This is a genomic window from uncultured Paraglaciecola sp., assembly GCF_943787955.1.
In the GTDB taxonomy this organism is placed as follows: Bacteria; Pseudomonadota; Gammaproteobacteria; order Enterobacterales; family Alteromonadaceae; genus Paraglaciecola.
Window position 1 is genome coordinate 459,693 of the sequence record NZ_CALSOK010000010.1, and the last position, 17,455, is coordinate 477,147.

Here is a 17,455-nt window from a genome sequence, read left to right on the forward strand (position 1 = left end):
TTATAGGAAAATCAATGCACATAGTTTGTTCTCATTGCCTCGCGATAAACCGTATGCCAGAAGATAAAAGTCATACACAGGCTAAATGTGGTAAATGTCAAAAAGCGGCCTACTCTTCGAGTCCAATTGAATTATCTGATGCTTCTTTTTATCGCTACATTGAAAAAAATGACTTGCCTGTCGTTGTCGATTTTTGGGCAAGCTGGTGCGGCCCTTGTAAGACAATGGCACCGGTCTTTAGTGCTGTTGCAAAAGAGTCTGAAGGTTTGTTATTTGCTAAAGTGAATACTGAAAAAGCGCAGCAAGTGTCATCGGAAGCGACTATTCGCAGTCTTCCTACTTTGGTGTTTTTTCATCATGGTAAAGAGGTCGATAGTATTTCTGGTGGCTTAAGTGAGTCACAGTTAAAAAACTGGATAATGCGGTGTCTGCAAAAATTAAGCTAAAAAGGAGAGTTGTGCCTTTACAAAATGATTTACCAAATAAAGCCTCCTATTTGAGTTTAACTACGTAACTACGATCATTGCTCATTTTGTAGTAAGACAAGTGGGTTGTTCAGAAAAATACAAGGAACTCCATGAGTCAATCTTCGCGTGATTTAACCATAGGGTCTCTGTGGACTGCTATTGCTGCTATGACCTTGCCTATGATAGTGGGCATTATGGCGACTATGTCTGTGTCTATTGTTGATACTTACTTTGTAGGTAAGCTTGGCACAAACGAACTTGCTGCACTGTCATTTACTTTCCCTATTACTATAACCATCGCAAGTTTAGCCATAGGCTTAGGTGCAGGAGCCGCGGCTGTGGTTTCGCAAGCGATGGGTGCTAAAAATGAGAAACAAGCTAAACGCCTCTCGACTGATAGTTTAATTATTGCAACGTTAATTGTGATGGTTATTTCAATAATTGGGTTGTTGACTATTGAACCTCTGTTTATGGTCTTGGGGGCGCAAGGTGAGGTGCTTTTGATGATTGAACGTTATATGTGGATTTGGTACATCTCCATGCCGTTTTTGGTCATCCCTATGGTTGCCCATGCAATTATTAGGGCGGTAGGTGATGCAGTATGGCCAAGTATTATCATGATCGGTGCTGCTGTAATCAATATCATCGCGACGCCTATTTTAGTCTTTGGCTGGGGGCCCATTCCTGCTTTTAATATAGAAGGTGCAGCATACGGCACTCTTATCGCAAGAGTATTTTCTTTGATATTGGCCTTATACATTGCCTACTACCGCGAAAAAATGATTGTTTTGTTGGTGCCCGCATTATCTGAAATGATTCAATCCTGTAAAAAAGTATTAAAAGTGGGAATACCAGCAGGTCTTGGCAGTGCTGTTAATCCTTTTGGCGTGACTATCGTTACTGGTGTTATTGCAACTTTTGGGGCTGAGACAGTCGCTGCTTTTGGTGTGGCTACGCGAATTGAGACTTTTGCTTGTATCCCAATGTTTGCATTGTCTGCTTCTATTGCGCCCATAGTGGGGCAAAATTGGGGGGCGAATAAAAAGCACAGGGTACTGCAAGCTGTGAAGTTTTGTTACCTTATGTGCTGCATTTGGTCAGCCTTTATATTAACGTTATTATATTTTTTGGCTGAGCCTATCAGTCAAACATTATCCTCCGATGCTGGTATTGCAAAAGAGTCTTCTAGCTATCTTGGTATCGCCACAATTGGACTGTGGGGATATGGCATTGTGATTGTCTCAGCCGCTGCGTTTAATGCGCTAGGCCGACCGATCAGCTCATTAGGCTACTACTTATTTAGAACGGCACTGTTGTATGTGCCACTGAGTGTCATAGCTGGTATGTATTTTGATATTAAATCGGTTTATGTCGCTATTGCTGCGGCCAATGTACTGTCAGGCTTGGTTGTTGGTTGGTATACATTATGGTGGCTAAAAAAGCAGGTCTAAGCCGACGAGTTCAATTTTCTTCATTGACAAATTAGCCAATAAACTCACCCCGCTCCCGGTACTAACCTCACTATCCAACACACGCTCTAGCCATAAGATAGGGGGCTGGCATAAGGGCCGTGTCAATCGTTTAACCGTCGGTGATGGATCTCACAAAATGTTATTGAGATGACAAAAATATCAGGGTGAACCTGCTGTCTATTTTTTCGCGGCAATGACAGATATTTCAACTAATAATTCAGGTCTAGCCATGGATGCTTGAACACAAGCTCTTGCAGGTGCGTGACCCTCAGGTACCCAGTTGTCCCACACCATATTCATGGCCGGAAAGTCCTGCATATCTTTGATGTAGATTGTGGCTGAAAGCATGTGTTGTTTATCGCTACCAGCGTCTACTAGTAGGCGCTCTACTTTATCGAGCATTGTTTGGGTTTGATGTTCAATGTCTTGGGCAGCGTCGGCACACACTTGTCCACAAAGGTAAATAGTGCCTTGGTGGATAACAATTCGGCTCATGCGTGGTTTGGTTTCTTTGCGTTGAATAGTTGTCATTTTTTCGCTTATCCGAGTGTATTATTCAATGACAGATCATAACAATATTCAGATGACCAATACGCCTTATCTAGCTAGGGTATAAGACGATTCAGCTATGACTCATGTCTTCATTAATAAAACACCATGGCTTTTATAACGTAACAGTGCTTCTAAACACAGTATCTAGCCCAAGACTTTAACTTATATGCAAGATTTTATAGCCTTAGACGTTAAAGATATGTTTCGCAGTCTTGTGCCAACCACCATTAAACTAGGCTCAGCTGATCATGTTGGAATTTCGGTGTCGGGTATACAACTGATATCCAATGCCGACACTTTCATGATGCGTAATAATATATAGCTATTTTAATTGGTGTCAGTAACCTGACGATCTTTAATGCTTTCACTTTATAGGCTGTTGGATTAACACTAACATCAGCCGATGAAGCGTTCCATGAATGCATGGTGAAAGGGAAAGTAGAATAGAAATTGCTGAAGTTATTTGACTCATGGGTCAAATTTTTGCTTAGATTAATGAATAGACTTACAGAGAACGGATAATGTCATGGTCATTTTTTTTTATGATTGGTTGACTTCAGGAAGAGCAATGCAGCAGCGAAGTGAAAAGTTGATGTTGTGTATTTTGAGCCTAGTCTTGGTTATTTTTTCTAGCTCCGTGAGGAGTAACAATTCAGACCGCTGGTTTACTGAATTTAAACAAACAGCTACTCCCCAACAGCTTTATAATTTTTTGTATTTGCTGCCAAAAGGTGGTGATTTACATCATCATCTAGGAGGCTCCAACTTCAGTGAGTGGTGGTATGAATTGGCCACTCAGCCTGAACAAAACGGGGGGTATCGTTATTATACGCGCACCGTTATAAAGCATTGTAAAGGTTATGGTACAAATGAATTTGGTTCGGCGCCGCAATCTTTACTGTTTCGTAATATTCAACACAGTCATTACAACGCATTAAGCCAGTGTGAAAAATCTGAGTACCACTTGTTGAGCGAATTAAATCATAAGCAAAAAACAGCATGGTTACATAGTATCCGCTTGGATAAGACCTTTGAAGGACGCTCAGAATTTTTTGAGAAGCACTGGTTAAGACTTAATGATTTAGGGCGTAACCCCACGTTACTGGCTGAAATGTTAGTCAAAAATATGCAGGCTTTTGCTGATGAGGGCCTGACTTATTTAGAAACTCAAATTAGTGCATTTAACCAACTTAAACCTGATGGCAGTGTTTATGGAGGTGATGACGTTATAGACTTATTTCGCCAGCGGTTAACGAAAAACGATGCTGTTGAATCTGGTGTGACAGCAAGATTGCAACATTCATTATTAAGATTTACACCCGATGCAGAAGAAAACTTAAAGCGCATATATCGATTGGCTGATAGAAATCGAGATGTGCTGGTGGGTCTTAATATGGTTGGCAGAGAAGACAATGATAAAGGTTATCCATTGCGTTTTTTAAAGACCTTGCGTGAACTTCGACAAACTATACCTGCAGTCAAATTAGCCATTCATGCAGGGGAGGTGGATGAGCCTAACTTTCATGTGCGTGATACTTTACTCTTAGGCGCAGACCGTATCGGTCATGGCGTTAATCTGATTACGGATCCTCAGACTATGTTATTAATGCGCGACAATAGATATTTAGTTGAAATTAATTTGATCAGTAATTTATTACTTGAGTTTGTCAGCCAATACAATCAGCACCCTTTCCCTGAATATTTAAGAACAGGTATACCCGTAGCACTATCAACCGACGACAGAGGCATGTGGGACTCGACCATGACAGACGAATACTATGTGGCTGTAAAGGAGTTTAATTTATCATGGCAGGAGTTGATTAGTTTAGGTGAAAACTCATTAACCTTCAGTTTTATCGATGAGGAAAATAAACAAAGATTGTTAAAAAGCTATGCTAATCGAGTCATAAAGTTTGCGGAGACATTTCAGCAAAAAGGTGAGCAAATGCTCAACCAGATTAAACCTAATAAGCGGTTATTTATCTGCCAACGTTATCAGTTATGTGATTAAGCATTTTTCAAGCATTCATTCTATTGATAGGACAACATCTAGAAAACCAATTTTTTGTTTTAGGTTCGACTTGATAGTCTTCAGACTACTAAAAAATTGAGAATGCATAAATGGTTAATCAGAATGGGTTTTTAGACAAGGTTGTATTAGTCACAGGCTCTGCCGCTGGAATTGGTGAATCTGCCGCTCGGGCTTTTGCAGCACAAGGTGCCAAGGTGGTATTGACAGATATAGACAAGGAAGGAGAACAAGTGGCAAAGAGTCTTTGTGCCCAAGGTTACAAAGCCGCTTTCTATGCCTGTGACGTCAGTAAGGCATCATCGGTGACAGCCCTTTTCGACTTTATCCAGACCTCATTTGGTCGTCTAGATATTGCGTTTAATAATGCGGGTATTGATATCGAGTCAGGTAAATTGGCAGATGGCAGTGAGGACGTTTTTGACAAAATTATGAACGTTAATGTCAAAGGGGTATGGTTGTGTATGCAACACGAAATTCAAATGATGCTTAAAACTGGCGGTGGTGCGATAGTCAATACTGCTTCTATTGCCGGGTTAGGTGCTGCGCCGAAGATGAGTATTTATGCTGCGAGTAAACACGCTGTAGTGGGACTCACTAAGTCAGCAGCAGTTGAATATGCAAAAAAAAATATCCGAGTCAATGCTATTTGCCCAGCTGTAATTGATACCAATATGTATCGTCGTGCGGTGGCAAGTGACGCAAAGAAAGCCCTTGCGATTGGTGCGATGCACCCTGTCGGCCGAATAGGTAAAGTGGACGAGGTGGTGGGTGCTGTATTGTATTTAAGCTCTGACGCAGCAGGTTTTACCACTGGGGTAACTTTACCTGTTGATGGTGGCTCAACCGCTATTTAGCGAGTTGATGAAAATGTCAGGGCGAATGATCCATCGCCCTTCACATGCTACACACTTAAGTCGACTTGAGTCATGGTGCAACATTGCTCCAAGATAAGTACTCGAGAATAGTGGTGTTAATGGTCACATGACGTGTCACCTTTACCCTTTTGGCGTTTATCTCCAGTTAAGTCTGGTTTTGCTAGGAAATGTGCCAACTCTTTCTAGGGTGAGCATATATCAATAATGCTTTTTATCGTTACAGCTAAAGTATTTTTAACACAAACGATAAATTTTAAATTATGAACCTTGTTTTATTTAATACTTGATAGCGGACTCATAAAAGAATAGCTAAGAAATAAAACCTTGAGTGATGAAATCAGTGTTACGATTATTCTGCATACATACATACGAAATGCTAATTTATGAATTTTATAAGAAACTTGAACACCTACTTCCTTCGTAAAATTAGAGTGTTTCAAAAAAAAGAAATTGTTAAAAAAGAACAAGAATTATTAAAAAACAAAGATTTTGTTATTATTTCTGACAACTGTTGGGGAGGCGCGGTATATCAATGGTATGACAGACCTTACAACAGTCCATTTGTTGGTTTGGGGGTTTATGGCGAATGTTATATTAAATTACTTTCTAATTTTGATTATTACATGAATTTGGAATTGAAGTTTAAACCTCAAGAAGAGAGCATACATTCCTATCAATTTAAGACATCGTTTTATCCCATGGGTGTATTAGAGGACGTTGAAATACATTTTGTGCATTACAAAACCAGTAAAGAAGCCAAAGAAAAGTGGATAAAAAGAAAAAATAGGATGTTAGAAATACAGGATAAAGATAATTATTTTTTTAAAATTTGTGATGACTGGAAAGCTAATGATGAGCAAATCAATGCATTCCATAATTTACCGTTTAAAAATAAAGTGTCATTTGTCCCAAATAATAAAAAAACAATTGATTCTCCCTTTCAAATAGCCGTTTACGAACGCCATAAGAAAAATAAAATCAGTGTCCCTAATGGACTTGGCTTATTTAAAATTACATTTTTATATTTTAATCTTACCGAATGGCTAATCAGCTCAAAAATTTATAGGACTATTTACAAGAGATAATTAAGGTTGAAAAACTATAATTCGCTCAAAGCCGAGATAATCAAAACAAATCTGACTGTCCCCTTGCGCATCTATTTTTCGTAAACATCTTATTGTGTTGTTAAGAGTCATATAGAAAACTAAATAAACCATATAATCTTCCCCCAATTTTATAGACACTTAGCTTGCCTGTGAATACATGATTTCATATTCATCTGGAGACACATGGCCAAGATGGCTATGCAGTCGAGTTCGATTGTAAAACACTTCTATGTAATCAAACAAATCTGCTTTGGCTTCACTTCGGGTTGCGTTCACTTTTCGCTTTACACGTTCAGTCTTGAGCGAGTGGAAAAAACTTTCTGCAACAGCATTATCCAGACAAATGTCCTCGTCTGCTCATACTCGGAGTCAGATTATGCGCTTTTAGGAAATCTCGATAATCACCGCTTGCATATTGGCTCCCTTGATCGCTATGAACAATCACCTGTGTTGCTTTGGGTCGTCGCCATACGGCCATGAGCAGCGCTTTAATCACAATATCTGATGTCATAGTCGGTTGCATTGACCAACCAATCACTTTGCGTGAGAACAAGTCTGTTCTGGTCAAGTCCAACCGGACACTTTTCTAAAGGAGTTTTCAAATTCAATTGGCGATTGATCCAAATTAGCTGAATGTAGTCGCTCAACATTATAATATTTCATGTACCTAGCAACATCTTCTCGCATATGTGTTCGAGTGGGCTGCGGTACTTTAAACAACCAATCATGCTTTAAACTTCCAAAGAAGCGCTCCACAACAGCATTATCCCAGCAAGCTCCAACATCCCCCATACTAGCTCGACAACCTAATCGCGACAGTAGATTTCTAAAGCCTTTACTCGTGTACTGAGAGCCTCTGTCACTGTGAACCACCAAACCTTTTGGTGGTTTGCGTAAGTTATGAGCCTTTATCAGCGCTTGCTCGACCAAATCACGCGTCATGCGTTTTGATATATGCCAGCCCACAATACGGCGTGAGTACAAATCCATGACAATTGCTAGATATAACCAGCCCTCACCAGTCTTTAAATAGGACACATCACCCGCCCAAATTTGATTGGGTCCAACAGGATTGAAATTCATATTTAGCAAGTTGTCAGCCACAGCATCACTGTGTTTGCGCTTGGTTGTCACTTTATAAGCTATTCGCTGAGTCACAACTAATTTAAGCCGTTCCATTAACTTAATGGCGCGATACCGCGTTATTTCAAAGCCTTCTTTGCGTAGTGCTTTAGCAAGCTCTCTGCTGCCTAAACTGTTTCGACTTGCCTTGAATAATGCTTTGGCTCGTCGATACAGTCTTAGCATTTGAGCGCTAATGAGTTCACCAGGTTTTTTTAGCCATGCGTAGTATGCTGACGAACTCACTTCCATCACTTTACAAGCAACTGACACCGGATACTTCGCATCAAGCTCACTTATAAAAGAATATCTTACTTCATTTCTTTCGCGAAGAAGGCACTGGCCTTTTTTAGGATTTCACGCTCCATTTGTAGACGTTTACTATCTTTCCTGAGCTGAATTAACTCTGCCCGTTCATCACCAGATAATGCATCACCTAGTGCCTGTTTCTTATGCTTAGCTACCCAGTTGTAAAGTAGTTTGTCTGTCACACCTAAAGATGCAGCAGCTTGTACGATTGGATAGTCTTGCTCTATTACCAGAGCGACCGCTTCTTGTTTAAATTCTGCGGGATAATGTTTATTTGTTCGTTTAGTCATATTCACCTCAATTAACAGGATTATAATCCTTTATTGAAGTGTCCGGTTAATTCAACCACAACAGTCCAATACGACAGCCAGATACAACCATCCCTCATAAGTCTTGATGTAAGTAATATCTCCAACCCAAGCGGTATCAGTCTCGCACACAACAAATTGCTGCTGTAGATGGTTATCTGCTGCAATATGAGGCGTAGAAGGCTTAAAGTAGCGCCGTTTATAACCAATATTAGCTCTGAGTTTGGCTTGCTTCATCAACTTAGCCACACGGTTTTCACCGCATGTTTCACCCGAACGACGCAGCTCATGTGTGATGCGTGGACTGCCATACACACCGCCACTTTGCACATAACTGGCTTTAATCTGTTCAAGCAATCGTACATTGTCTTTTTCCGCATTAGATTGAGGCTCTTTCAACCAGGCGTAAAAACCACTGCGGTGGACATTTAACACCTTGCACATAGTGTTAACGCGGTAAACATGGAGTCGTGATTTTATGAACGTGTACTTTTCTTTGACTCGCTTGCAAAGTACACGGCGGCCTCCTTTAGGATGTTACGCTCTTCTGTCAGGCGTTTGACCTCTGCCTTAAGCTGGCGTATTTCTTCTTGCTCTGCGGATTGACTGGCGGGTACTTTCGCCTTACTCACCCAGTAGTAGAGTGACTTATCGGATATACCTAAACGCTTAGAAACGTCAGGTACGGAATAGCCTTTTTCAACCACTTGGCGAACGGCTTCTTGTTTAAATTCATCGGGATATTTTTTATTCATAACACTTTTACCTACTTCGGTTTCTAAGTAAAAAGTGTCTACAGTTTCAGGGGAAGATCAATAAACCATAAACCAAAAGCCATTGAACGTTTATTTATAATGCGGATGTGAGTTTCAAATTTAATAAAGAGTAATTTGTGTCGGTATTTACTTTTTTTAAATCAACAACAACTGATAGTGGTTGATGGTGTTTAGTTCAACATTCAAAGAGACCCATACTAGTGCTTTGTAACCAATGACTCCATTAAGCTCACAGCACATTTCAGACAATGGATTGACCTGAATTTAAGGCGTGTCTTAATTCTCAAGTGGAGACATATGAGACAGATTTTCAACTTATGATTAAGGGCTTGTATCATCTTCTCACTATTCAAGTGGCACCTCTTTTCTTGATTTGACTGACCTGAAAATACATATCCATATTCAGGTTCTGTCCATGACACCGTTAGATGTTAAGCAGTATTTATATCCTTGAAGGTTCTGCGAAAGGCGTTATCGAGGTCAGCAATGAGATCATCCGGATGTTCAAGGCCGATTGAGAGGCGGATAAGACCATCGGTTACACCGAATTGCTCACGTAAGTCAGCAGGTACGCCAGAATGCGTGGTACTAGCTGGGTGGCAGGTAAGACTTTCACTGCCCCCGAGGCTGACCGCCGATTTGAAAATGGACAGGTTGTTGATCAGGCGAAAGGCGTCTGATTTTGACACGTCCAACACGAATGAAAATGTTGAGCTAGGTCCTGAACATTGGTGCTTATAAACGGTTTGGTAAGCTTTATCTTCAATGAAATCAGGGTGAAGAACTTCTGCAGTAATGTAAGTATTATCTGCAATCCATTGTGCCACTTTACGGCCGCTATTAGCGGAACGTTCCATGCGAATGCTTAAGGTTTCCAGTGAGCGGGAGATCATCCAGCTCGTATGTGGGTCGAGATTAAGACCCAGAATGCCACGCGTGGCGCGAACTGGGCGCAGCATTTCACTGCTACCACAGACAGCTCCAGCGACAAGGTCACTGTGGCCGCCAACATATTTTGTTAGGGAGTACATCGCCATATCAATACCTTGGGGCACCACTTGTTGGAACACAGGGCCCATGAGTGTGTTGTCGCAGACACTGATTGGGCGGTGGTCTGTTTCTGTTTCAATAATATCTAATACACGGTTTAGCGCTTCGAAATCAACAAGAGAGTTTGTTGGGTTGGCGGGGGATTCAATGAAAACCATGGCAACTCGACCTTTTTTGCTAGCTTCACGCAGAGAGCTGAGCATAGCTGCCTCGTCCAGACCCTCATGAAATTCGCCAGTTTCTATGTTGAATTCGGGCAGAAATTTACGGATAAGTGTTTCGGTGCCCCCATATAAAGGTGCGCTTTGCACGATCACGTCACCAGGACGCAAATAAGCGAGAAGTATTGCGCTAATGGCGCCCATACCACTGGAGCAGACTACAGAGCGCTCTGAGCCTTCAAAGAGAGACAGTCTGTCTTCGATTATTTCGACATTGGGATGATTGAAACGACTGTAAATGAGGCCGCCAACACTGCCTTGTGGGGCGGGCTTTCGGCCAGCCATGATGTGAAAGAATTCTTCACCCTCCTCTGGTGTTTGGTAGGCGAATGTGGAGGTCAAAAAAACAGGCGGCTTGACGGAGCCTTCGGAGAGTTGCGGGTCATAACCGTAAGACATCATCATTGTTTCAGGCTTAAGGGCGTGATCACCGATTTTGGTTTTTTTGTAACTTTCGTCAATAGCCATTGTCTGTTGTTCTCTTTATAAGTTTTGTTGGTTTTTTTATGGGGTTTATCTTAAGGGTTGTTGATTGTTACACCAGCCTTTTCTATGCACCAAGCCAAAATGATTGTTTGCAGGTGCAGGCGATGTTTTGGCCCGTTACATGTGGCAACGTTGTAAATCTCCAGTAACGCCTCATCCATTAAAAGATAGCCAGACCGCACGGCGCCTAATCCAGCGTTTTAGTCAAAACCCCTGACTCAAACGCTGGCATTCTTTTTGCTGTTGGCATAAAACATACCTAAATAAGCCTGTTCGATATCCGCTAGACCAAGTACAGGAACGCCAGCAGCGATGGAAAACGTTTGCGTACATTTGATAACATATTAAATATCATTGCAGTACATTCGTGGTTGAGGGTTTATACAAGGCTTTATAAAAGGATAAACGCTATGCATAGTCTATGCAACAGGCGCTAATTATAGTGAATTTCGGGTATCTTAGCTGACTGCTTGTGACACTTCATTAGACATCATAACCGACTTTATGTGGCTTTTAGTCTCTTGTTGCTAGTCACACATGGATGTTATGTCGGCATACTGTTGTGACTCGTCAGACTCCCCAAAATAATTAGACTTCATCAAATAACCTGTTTAAAAGTTAGCGGCACCGCCCATACAAGTCACAATAAAATTGTTCTGGTCAAGTCCAACCGGACACTTTTCTAAAGGAGTTTTCAAATTCAATTGGCGATTGATCCAAATTAGCTGAATGTAGTCGCTCAACATTATAATATTTCATGTACCTAGCAACATCTTCTCGCATATGTGTTCGAGTGGGCTGCGGTACTTTAAACAACCAATCATGCTTTAAACTTCCAAAGAAGCGCTCCACAACAGCATTATCCCAGCAAGCTCCAACATCTCCCATACTAGCTCGACACTCTAATCGCGACAGTAGATTTCTAAAGCCTTTACTCGTGTACTGAGAGCCTCTGTCACTGTGAAACACCAAACCTTTTGGTGGTTTGCGTAAATTATGAGCCTTTGTCAGTGCTTGCTCGACCAAATCACGCGTCATGCGTTTTGATATATGCCAACCTACAATCCGGCGTGAATACAAATCCATGACAATGGCTAAGTACAACCAGCCCTCACCAGTCTTTAAATAGGACACATCACCCGCCCAAATTTGATTGGGTCCAACAGGATTGAAATTCATATTTAGCAAGTTGTCAGCCACAGCATCACTGTGTTTGCGCTTGGTTGTCACTTTATAAGCTATTCGCTGAGTCACAACTAATTTAAGCCGTTCCATTAACTTAATGGCGCGATACCGCGTTATTTCAAAGCCTTCTTTGCGTAGTGCTTTAGCAAGCTCTCTGCTGCCTAAACTGTTTCGACTTGCCTTGAATAATGCTTTGGCTCGTCGATACAGTCTTAGCATTTGAGCGCTAATGAGTTCACCAGGTTTTTTTAGCCATGCGTAGTATGCTGACGAACTCACTTCCATCACTTTACAAGCGACTGACACAGGATACTTAGCATCAAGCTCACTTATAAAAGAATATCTTACTTCATTTCTTTCGCGAAGAAGGCACTTGCCTTTTTTAGGATTTCACGCTCCATTTGTAGACGTTTACTATCTTTCCTGAGTTGAATTAACTCTGCTCGTTCATCGCCAGACAACACGTCACCTAGTGCCTGTTTCTTATGCTTAGCTACCCAGTTGTAAAGTAGTTTGTCTGTCACACCTAAAGATGCAGCAGCTTGTACGATTGGATAGTCTTGCTCTATTACCAGAGCGACCGCTTCTTGTTTAAATTCTGCGGGATAATGTTTATTTGTTCGTTTAGTCATATTCACCTCAATTAACAGGATTATAATCCTTTATTGAAGTGTCCGGTTAATTCAACCACAACAAATCGACTATTAACGTGGGTCTATTCATTCGCTCAATATATCTACAAGTTCCTTTAATTCTGCTAATTGACTAGTTAATTCAGTTACTTGTTGTTCCAATCTTGTAATGCGCTCTATGGCTTGAGGGGAGACTGATGTTAAATCTTGAGATGAGTTTGTTGTGGTCGTGTTTGCTGCTTTCTGCAATCCTTCATCACCACTAAATAAGTGTGCATAACGAGCATCCCGCTTACCAAGTTCGCGGTCTAGTTTCACCACTAATTGTTCATCGTTTAGCTGGTGCAATTTATGTAACGTGGCTTCTACTTCATTCACATTGTCAAACTCTGCCAAGCGGTTGGTGCGTGTTCTGAGTTCCCCCGGAGTTTGCGGGCCGCGTAGCAACATCACGCAGATAATAGCTAATTGCTGGCGACTAAACTTTAAATCACTGAATTCGGTATTACAAAAACGATGTTTGTATTTGACAACTCTGCTCCCCGTGCCGGTATGTTCAAATATTAACTTTTTGTGTCTGAGTTCATCTAAAGCGTTTTGCACCTCAGACTCACTTAAATTCATTACGGGGTCACGGTTACTTTTTTGGTTGCAACCCAAGATTAAACCATTAAGCGATAGCGGATATTGATCTGGTGTAGTTACTTCTTTTTCGAGTAATACACCAATAAGTCGAGCTTGAACTGGGGCGAGTTGAATGAGCATATAAACGTCTTTTAGAACTGCTGATTAAACATTATTATAGGGCGCAAATAGGCTTTGCATATCCACTTTTGCTTTTAATTTTATTGCTAATAAAAATAATCCACCCAGTTTGCGATGCAAAAAAATCGCATTGGCGGATGGTGTGTGTGTATACTCTTTCTCTAACCCCAGTTGCATGCCTTGATTTTGTAATCGGGAGGACAAGTCAGAGGCTGCAAAGTCGTAAGGGGATTCACCGTATAAAGGCTCGCAGGCCATGTAAGCCAAATCAGTGATGTTTTGCTGAACTTTCTCTGGCAAATCCTGCCTGATTAGACCTATATCTAATATCGCTTGACGGATGTTTTGTGTTTCATGTTTGCTGGCGCTTTGCATCAGCTGACGATAACTTTCAGCCATCTGTGGTGTGTAAACGCGGGTCGCGCCAAAATCTAATAAGACAACTTTTTGGGTATCTTGATCATATTGGTAATTGGCAAAGTTTGGATCGGTTTGTACCAACTGAAAATCGAATAATTCTTTAAAAAATAAACGCATCAGTTGGCTCATGACCTGATCGCGGGTTTCTTGTGGTGCATCAACCAACTGCTCTATCGGGATGCCGTCTACAAAGCTCATAGCAAGAATAGTATCTGAGCTAAATTCTTTATCTAAAACCGGTATAACAAAGGCATCATCATTTTCAATCACCGCGGCATATTGGTCTAAATATCGTCCTTCAAGGGCATAATCTGCTTCATCGTGAAGTTGTTTTTTAGCTTCGGCCAATAACGGTTTAATATCCATCCCCTTGGGGAGCAATCCCGTCATTTTTATTAAAGTGGCCACGTTATCCACATCGCTGTTGATGCTTTGTTTTATGCCTGGATACTGAATTTTAATCGCCAAGCGTCTGAAATCTTGGGTGATGACCTTGTGTACTTGGCCTATAGAGGCTGCCGCGATTGGTTGCAGCGGAAATTGGATAAACTTTTTCTGCCAGTTTGCACCCCATCCTGCTTCTAATAAGCTAATTAGCTCCCTTTCTGGCATAGACTTGGCGTCTGAGCGCAATCGAGCTAATAAATCCGTTAACTGGGCAGGTAACATATCACCTGCATCCATAGATATCATTTGACCGACTTTCATTGCTGCACCACGCATTTGCGCAAGTTGATCGGCCACACGCATGGCGTTTGCGGGTGTCAACAGTAAATCTTTCATTTTAGGCCGATTGCCTTTGGCTAATTCGCTGACACCTTCAGCCAGCATGTTTCCAGCCACTCGCCCTGCTAAGGATCCGAGTTTACCGAAACGACTTAATCGACTCTTTGGGATAGAGGCTATATCTGTCTTTTTCTGCATGAATAGACGGCCTTGTAAATGAGTTACTACGAAGGTCTTAGTGTTCTAGACTACTATGGTTCAGTAATTTCCTGTATTGCACCCACTTCTAGCATTGGCGCTGCATCTAAGTTCTCTGCATCCATCATGGATGCAATACGCTGCATGGTTGAAACTAATTGGGTTTGCTCCCAATCTTGCAGTTTTTCAAAGCGATTAATAAAATGTGCTTGTAGTGGACGAGGAGCATTTTTGATGACGGTTTTTCCTTGTTCAGTGAGGTGTAACCCTACTTTACGTTTGTCTGTTATCGAACGCTCTCTGATGACATAAGCACGTGCCTCAAGTCGATCTAAAATACTCGTCACAGTGGCTGAGCTAAGATTAATACTTTGAGCAATATCCTTGACCATATAGCCTGCATGTTGATCAATTTCCTTAAGCACAATTAGTTGAGGACTGGTCAACCCACTTTCTTTGGACAGTTTTTTGGAATAAAGATCTATAGCCCTTATTACCTTTCTTAAGGAAACCAATAACTCTTCATATTTTTGCATAACACTTACCTTTAAACATCTTTGAAAGGTGAGAGATAATACTATTCATCACCAGCAAATAATGCCGCTTAATGTATGAGTAATTAACGTGGAGTTCAATTTTTTTATTCATCATTTGATTTTTGGGGTGTGATAAAAAGTTCAACTCTATCTAGTTTATTAGCCTTTAAACTATGATATACTCGGAATGAAGTGGATTTGCGATGATTATATAGTTAGAGTACGAATCATTAGTTTGCTACTTAATTTTAATTAAATTTTTAAATAAGTTAAAAATGCAGCTTTCGAGCAAATCAGACACATCAGTAGCTATTAAAAGTCCAAAAGTAGGGCATCAACCTCTCTAGGTTTTTGTTGAATATTTTTGCTTTAAATTGCTGATGAATTTGTTCGTGGTTTTAAACTGCAATAATAAAAAATATTGTCTGTAAGACAAGCCAACTGTTATCAACACTGACGGTTCTCGAGCAATAAGTTACTAACCTACCTCAAAAAAGATAAAGCTCAAGCGATGGGGCATATCAACAGAATAAATCATTAAGAATGGCACTTATGCCTGCATCAAAATACAAGCGTTGAACAACGCAAGGTAATAATTAATTACATGAATAGATTTAATTGGAAACGTATTGTCATAAAAGTTGGAAGTGCATTGATTGCGCCACATGGAAAGGGCTGTAGTAGCGAATATTTAATCAGTATCGCGCAATTTATAGTGAGCTGTCGTTCTCAAGGTATCGAAGTGGTGTTAGTGTCATCAGGTTCGGTTGCCGCAGGATCACACTTATTTCCAGATGAGTTACAACAAACTATTCCAATAAAAAAGGCCATGGCTGCTGCAGGCCAAGCTGAGATGATGGGAACATGGGAAAAGCTATTTAATTTTCCCACTGCACAAATGTTACTGACACGTTGCGATTTGCGAGACAGAGAACGTTACGTAAGTGTTAGAGAGACAATATTTACTTTACTCGAGCATGATGTTCTGCCGATTATTAATGAAAATGACACCATAGTGACCGACAAATTGAAAGTTGGAGATAATGATAATTTATCTGCAATAGTCGCTGCTGCCGCTGACGCTGATGCCTTGATTATTTGTTCTGACATAAACGGTCTTTACAACAAAAATCCAAATAAACACCATGATGCTGTTCTCATTCCAAGTGTTTCAGAGATAACAGCAGACATCTTGGCCATGGCAGATGGCGCGACCAGTGCAGTTGGCACAGGTGGCATGATAACTAAAGTAGAAGCAGCTCAAAAAGCGACCTTGCACGGTATTGATACCTATATAGTGAATGGTTTTAATAAGTTGTCATTTACCAAGTTGCTAAACGGCGAAAACCCGGGCACACATTTCTCATCCGATCCTTCTCCAATGAAAGAACATTTACACTGGATGACACATACATCTACCGCTCAGGGTGAAGTGATAGTTGAAGATAACTTTACCGCCAAACTAGACGCGCACAGTGAAGCGCTCACCAGTGACGACTTAATAGAGGTTAAAGGTGAATTTGCCGTAGGTGATACGATATTGGTACGCAAACATGATGGTACTAAGTTGGCAAAAGCTAAATCAAACTACAGTAGTTGTTTATTGAATTTTATTACTAATCAAGAAGATAAAAATTTTGCGAGTGATTTTCAAGAACAAACTGGCCCGATTATCTCAGATAAACATGTCGCCCTGTTAGAGACATTATGAGCATGATAAGAACGTTCACACTAAGTACGGCTTAAGCATCCAAGGTGTTAGCCATTTTAGGGGAGTCAATTAAAACTAGGTAGTGGTTGTTATAGATACGACATTGCGTGAAAAAAGCAAACAATTCTTACCGCATGTAAATAAGACTTAGTGCAGGCAAAGAAAATAATTTGAGCAATTCGATAATTGACAGGCTCACCTTAAATGATGAAAGAATTGTAGCTATGGCATTATCAATTAAAGTTATTGCTGGTTTGGCAGGCCCCATTGGTGCTAAATGAGTGGTCAACAATCGTCCTAATGGATTGCAAATTCGCAAGATGGGTGTGATTCTTCGCGTTTTTCTGATGGTAGTGCACTCGGGCTAGGTGCAGAAATTGGTATCGCGACAACTCAGCTTTATGCTTATAGGCCGATGGGTGAAGCATCACTAACGACCGAGAAATATTTGGTTTATGAGCGACGAACAGATCCGTGCATAGTTAGAGAAAATAATATCTTAAACT

16 protein-coding genes and 1 pseudogene are annotated in these 17,455 nt (G+C 40.9%); 7 read left to right on the plus strand and 10 right to left on the minus strand.

Features of this window, described 5'->3' with window-relative positions; genetic code table 11:
• Positions 1 to 14 precede the first annotated feature (14 nt).
• Both trxC and Q0Y52_RS09815 read left to right on the plus strand, forming a co-directional pair.
• Complete coding sequence (trxC, locus tag Q0Y52_RS09810; RefSeq protein ID WP_297821056.1) at positions 15 to 446, plus strand: thioredoxin TrxC; 432 nt, start codon at positions 15 to 17, stop codon at positions 444 to 446.
• A 131-nt stretch (positions 447 to 577) separates the two neighbouring features.
• The gene (locus tag Q0Y52_RS09815) at positions 578 to 1,918 is read left to right on the plus strand and encodes an MATE family efflux transporter (protein ID WP_297821058.1); all 1,341 of its coding nucleotides are present in this window, start codon (positions 578 to 580) and stop codon (positions 1,916 to 1,918) included.
• A 198-nt stretch (positions 1,919 to 2,116) separates the two neighbouring features.
• On the opposite strand, the gene Q0Y52_RS09820 is transcribed toward Q0Y52_RS09815, so the two are convergent.
• Positions 2,117 to 2,470 (minus strand): RidA family protein, encoded by a 354-nt coding sequence (locus Q0Y52_RS09820; RefSeq protein WP_297821060.1) that lies wholly within the window; start codon positions 2,468 to 2,470, stop codon positions 2,117 to 2,119.
• Between the two features lie 187 nt (positions 2,471 to 2,657).
• Here Q0Y52_RS09820 and Q0Y52_RS09825 point away from each other — a divergent pair, with 187 nt between their 5' ends.
• From Q0Y52_RS09825 to Q0Y52_RS09840, 4 genes are all read left to right on the plus strand, one after another.
• Entirely contained in the window at positions 2,658 to 2,813 is a 156-nt protein-coding gene (locus tag Q0Y52_RS09825) for a hypothetical protein (protein ID WP_297821062.1), read from the plus strand.
• 246 nt (positions 2,814 to 3,059) lie between these two features.
• Positions 3,060 to 4,502, plus strand: coding sequence for an adenosine deaminase (locus Q0Y52_RS09830; RefSeq protein WP_297821064.1), 1,443 nt, complete (start codon positions 3,060 to 3,062; stop codon positions 4,500 to 4,502).
• 110 nt (positions 4,503 to 4,612) lie between these two features.
• Positions 4,613 to 5,377 carry an SDR family oxidoreductase gene (locus tag Q0Y52_RS09835; RefSeq protein ID WP_297821067.1) on the plus strand — a complete coding sequence of 255 codons (765 nt, stop codon included), beginning with the start codon at positions 4,613 to 4,615 and terminating at the stop codon, positions 5,375 to 5,377.
• A 452-nt stretch (positions 5,378 to 5,829) separates the two neighbouring features.
• Positions 5,830 to 6,483: a DUF1919 domain-containing protein gene (locus Q0Y52_RS09840; protein WP_297821069.1), complete on the plus strand. Its 654-nt coding sequence runs from the start codon at positions 5,830 to 5,832 to the stop codon at positions 6,481 to 6,483.
• A gap of 159 nt (positions 6,484 to 6,642) precedes the next feature.
• Here the strand turns inward: Q0Y52_RS09840 and Q0Y52_RS09845 are convergent.
• The 9 genes and pseudogenes from Q0Y52_RS09845 to Q0Y52_RS09885 form a co-directional block, all read right to left on the minus strand.
• Positions 6,643 to 7,060: pseudogene (locus Q0Y52_RS09845) on the minus strand (IS3 family transposase); the annotation flags it as partial.
• 8 nt (positions 7,061 to 7,068) lie between these two features.
• Positions 7,069 to 8,225 (minus strand): IS3 family transposase gene (locus tag Q0Y52_RS09850; RefSeq protein WP_297816348.1). Its coding sequence is split into 2 segments (ribosomal slippage): positions 7,069 to 7,979 and positions 7,979 to 8,225, totalling 1,158 coding nucleotides; the frame shifts between segments, so codons are not numbered across the junction.
• 51 nt (positions 8,226 to 8,276) lie between these two features.
• Positions 8,277 to 8,687, minus strand: a complete 411-nt coding sequence (locus Q0Y52_RS09855; RefSeq protein ID WP_297821071.1) for an IS3 family transposase — start codon at positions 8,685 to 8,687, stop codon at positions 8,277 to 8,279.
• Between the two features lie 32 nt (positions 8,688 to 8,719).
• A complete protein-coding gene (locus Q0Y52_RS09860) occupies positions 8,720 to 8,998 on the minus strand; it encodes a transposase (protein WP_297821073.1) in 279 nt (92 codons plus the stop codon).
• 452 nt (positions 8,999 to 9,450) lie between these two features.
• The gene (locus Q0Y52_RS09865) at positions 9,451 to 10,758 is read right to left on the minus strand and encodes a cystathionine gamma-synthase family protein (protein WP_297821075.1); all 1,308 of its coding nucleotides are present in this window, start codon (positions 10,756 to 10,758) and stop codon (positions 9,451 to 9,453) included.
• 678 nt (positions 10,759 to 11,436) lie between these two features.
• A protein-coding gene (locus tag Q0Y52_RS09870) for an IS3 family transposase (RefSeq protein WP_297817961.1) occupies positions 11,437 to 12,593 on the minus strand; the annotation gives its coding sequence in 2 pieces (ribosomal slippage) (positions 11,437 to 12,347 and positions 12,347 to 12,593; 1,158 coding nt in all).
• Positions 12,594 to 12,680: 87 nt separating this feature from the next.
• Positions 12,681 to 13,358: a DUF480 domain-containing protein gene (locus Q0Y52_RS09875; RefSeq protein WP_297821076.1), complete on the minus strand. Its 678-nt coding sequence runs from the start codon at positions 13,356 to 13,358 to the stop codon at positions 12,681 to 12,683.
• Between the two features lie 24 nt (positions 13,359 to 13,382).
• Positions 13,383 to 14,702: an AarF/ABC1/UbiB kinase family protein gene (locus Q0Y52_RS09880; RefSeq protein WP_297821078.1), complete on the minus strand. Its 1,320-nt coding sequence runs from the start codon at positions 14,700 to 14,702 to the stop codon at positions 13,383 to 13,385.
• Positions 14,703 to 14,755: 53 nt separating this feature from the next.
• The gene (locus Q0Y52_RS09885) at positions 14,756 to 15,238 is read right to left on the minus strand and encodes a MarR family transcriptional regulator (protein WP_297821080.1); all 483 of its coding nucleotides are present in this window, start codon (positions 15,236 to 15,238) and stop codon (positions 14,756 to 14,758) included.
• 604 nt (positions 15,239 to 15,842) lie between these two features.
• Here Q0Y52_RS09885 and proB point away from each other — a divergent pair.
• A complete protein-coding gene (gene proB, locus Q0Y52_RS09890; protein WP_297821082.1) occupies positions 15,843 to 16,949 on the plus strand; it encodes a glutamate 5-kinase in 1,107 nt (368 codons plus the stop codon).
• Positions 16,950 to 17,455 lie beyond the last annotated feature (506 nt).

What these genes read in the sequence shown, in the direction of transcription:
- proB (WP_297821082.1), top strand. Translation starts at nt 15,843, where the DNA reads ATGAATAGATTTAATTGGAAACGTATTGTCATAAAAGTTGGAAGTGCA.
- Q0Y52_RS09820 (WP_297821060.1), bottom strand. Translation starts at nt 2,470, where the DNA reads ATGACAACTATTCAACGCAAAGAAACCAAACCACGCATGAGCCGAATT.
- Q0Y52_RS09825 (WP_297821062.1), top strand. Translation starts at nt 2,658, where the DNA reads ATGCAAGATTTTATAGCCTTAGACGTTAAAGATATGTTTCGCAGTCTT.
- Q0Y52_RS09830 (WP_297821064.1), top strand. Translation starts at nt 3,060, where the DNA reads ATGCAGCAGCGAAGTGAAAAGTTGATGTTGTGTATTTTGAGCCTAGTC.
- Q0Y52_RS09855 (WP_297821071.1), bottom strand. Translation starts at nt 8,687, where the DNA reads ATGTGCAAGGTGTTAAATGTCCACCGCAGTGGTTTTTACGCCTGGTTG.
- Q0Y52_RS09815 (WP_297821058.1), top strand. Translation starts at nt 578, where the DNA reads ATGAGTCAATCTTCGCGTGATTTAACCATAGGGTCTCTGTGGACTGCT.
- Q0Y52_RS09875 (WP_297821076.1), bottom strand. Translation starts at nt 13,358, where the DNA reads ATGCTCATTCAACTCGCCCCAGTTCAAGCTCGACTTATTGGTGTATTA.
- Q0Y52_RS09885 (WP_297821080.1), bottom strand. Translation starts at nt 15,238, where the DNA reads ATGCAAAAATATGAAGAGTTATTGGTTTCCTTAAGAAAGGTAATAAGG.
- Q0Y52_RS09880 (WP_297821078.1), bottom strand. Translation starts at nt 14,702, where the DNA reads ATGCAGAAAAAGACAGATATAGCCTCTATCCCAAAGAGTCGATTAAGT.
- Q0Y52_RS09865 (WP_297821075.1), bottom strand. Translation starts at nt 10,758, where the DNA reads ATGGCTATTGACGAAAGTTACAAAAAAACCAAAATCGGTGATCACGCC.
- trxC (WP_297821056.1), top strand. Translation starts at nt 15, where the DNA reads ATGCACATAGTTTGTTCTCATTGCCTCGCGATAAACCGTATGCCAGAA.
- Q0Y52_RS09860 (WP_297821073.1), bottom strand. Translation starts at nt 8,998, where the DNA reads ATGAATAAAAAATATCCCGATGAATTTAAACAAGAAGCCGTTCGCCAA.
- Q0Y52_RS09835 (WP_297821067.1), top strand. Translation starts at nt 4,613, where the DNA reads ATGGTTAATCAGAATGGGTTTTTAGACAAGGTTGTATTAGTCACAGGC.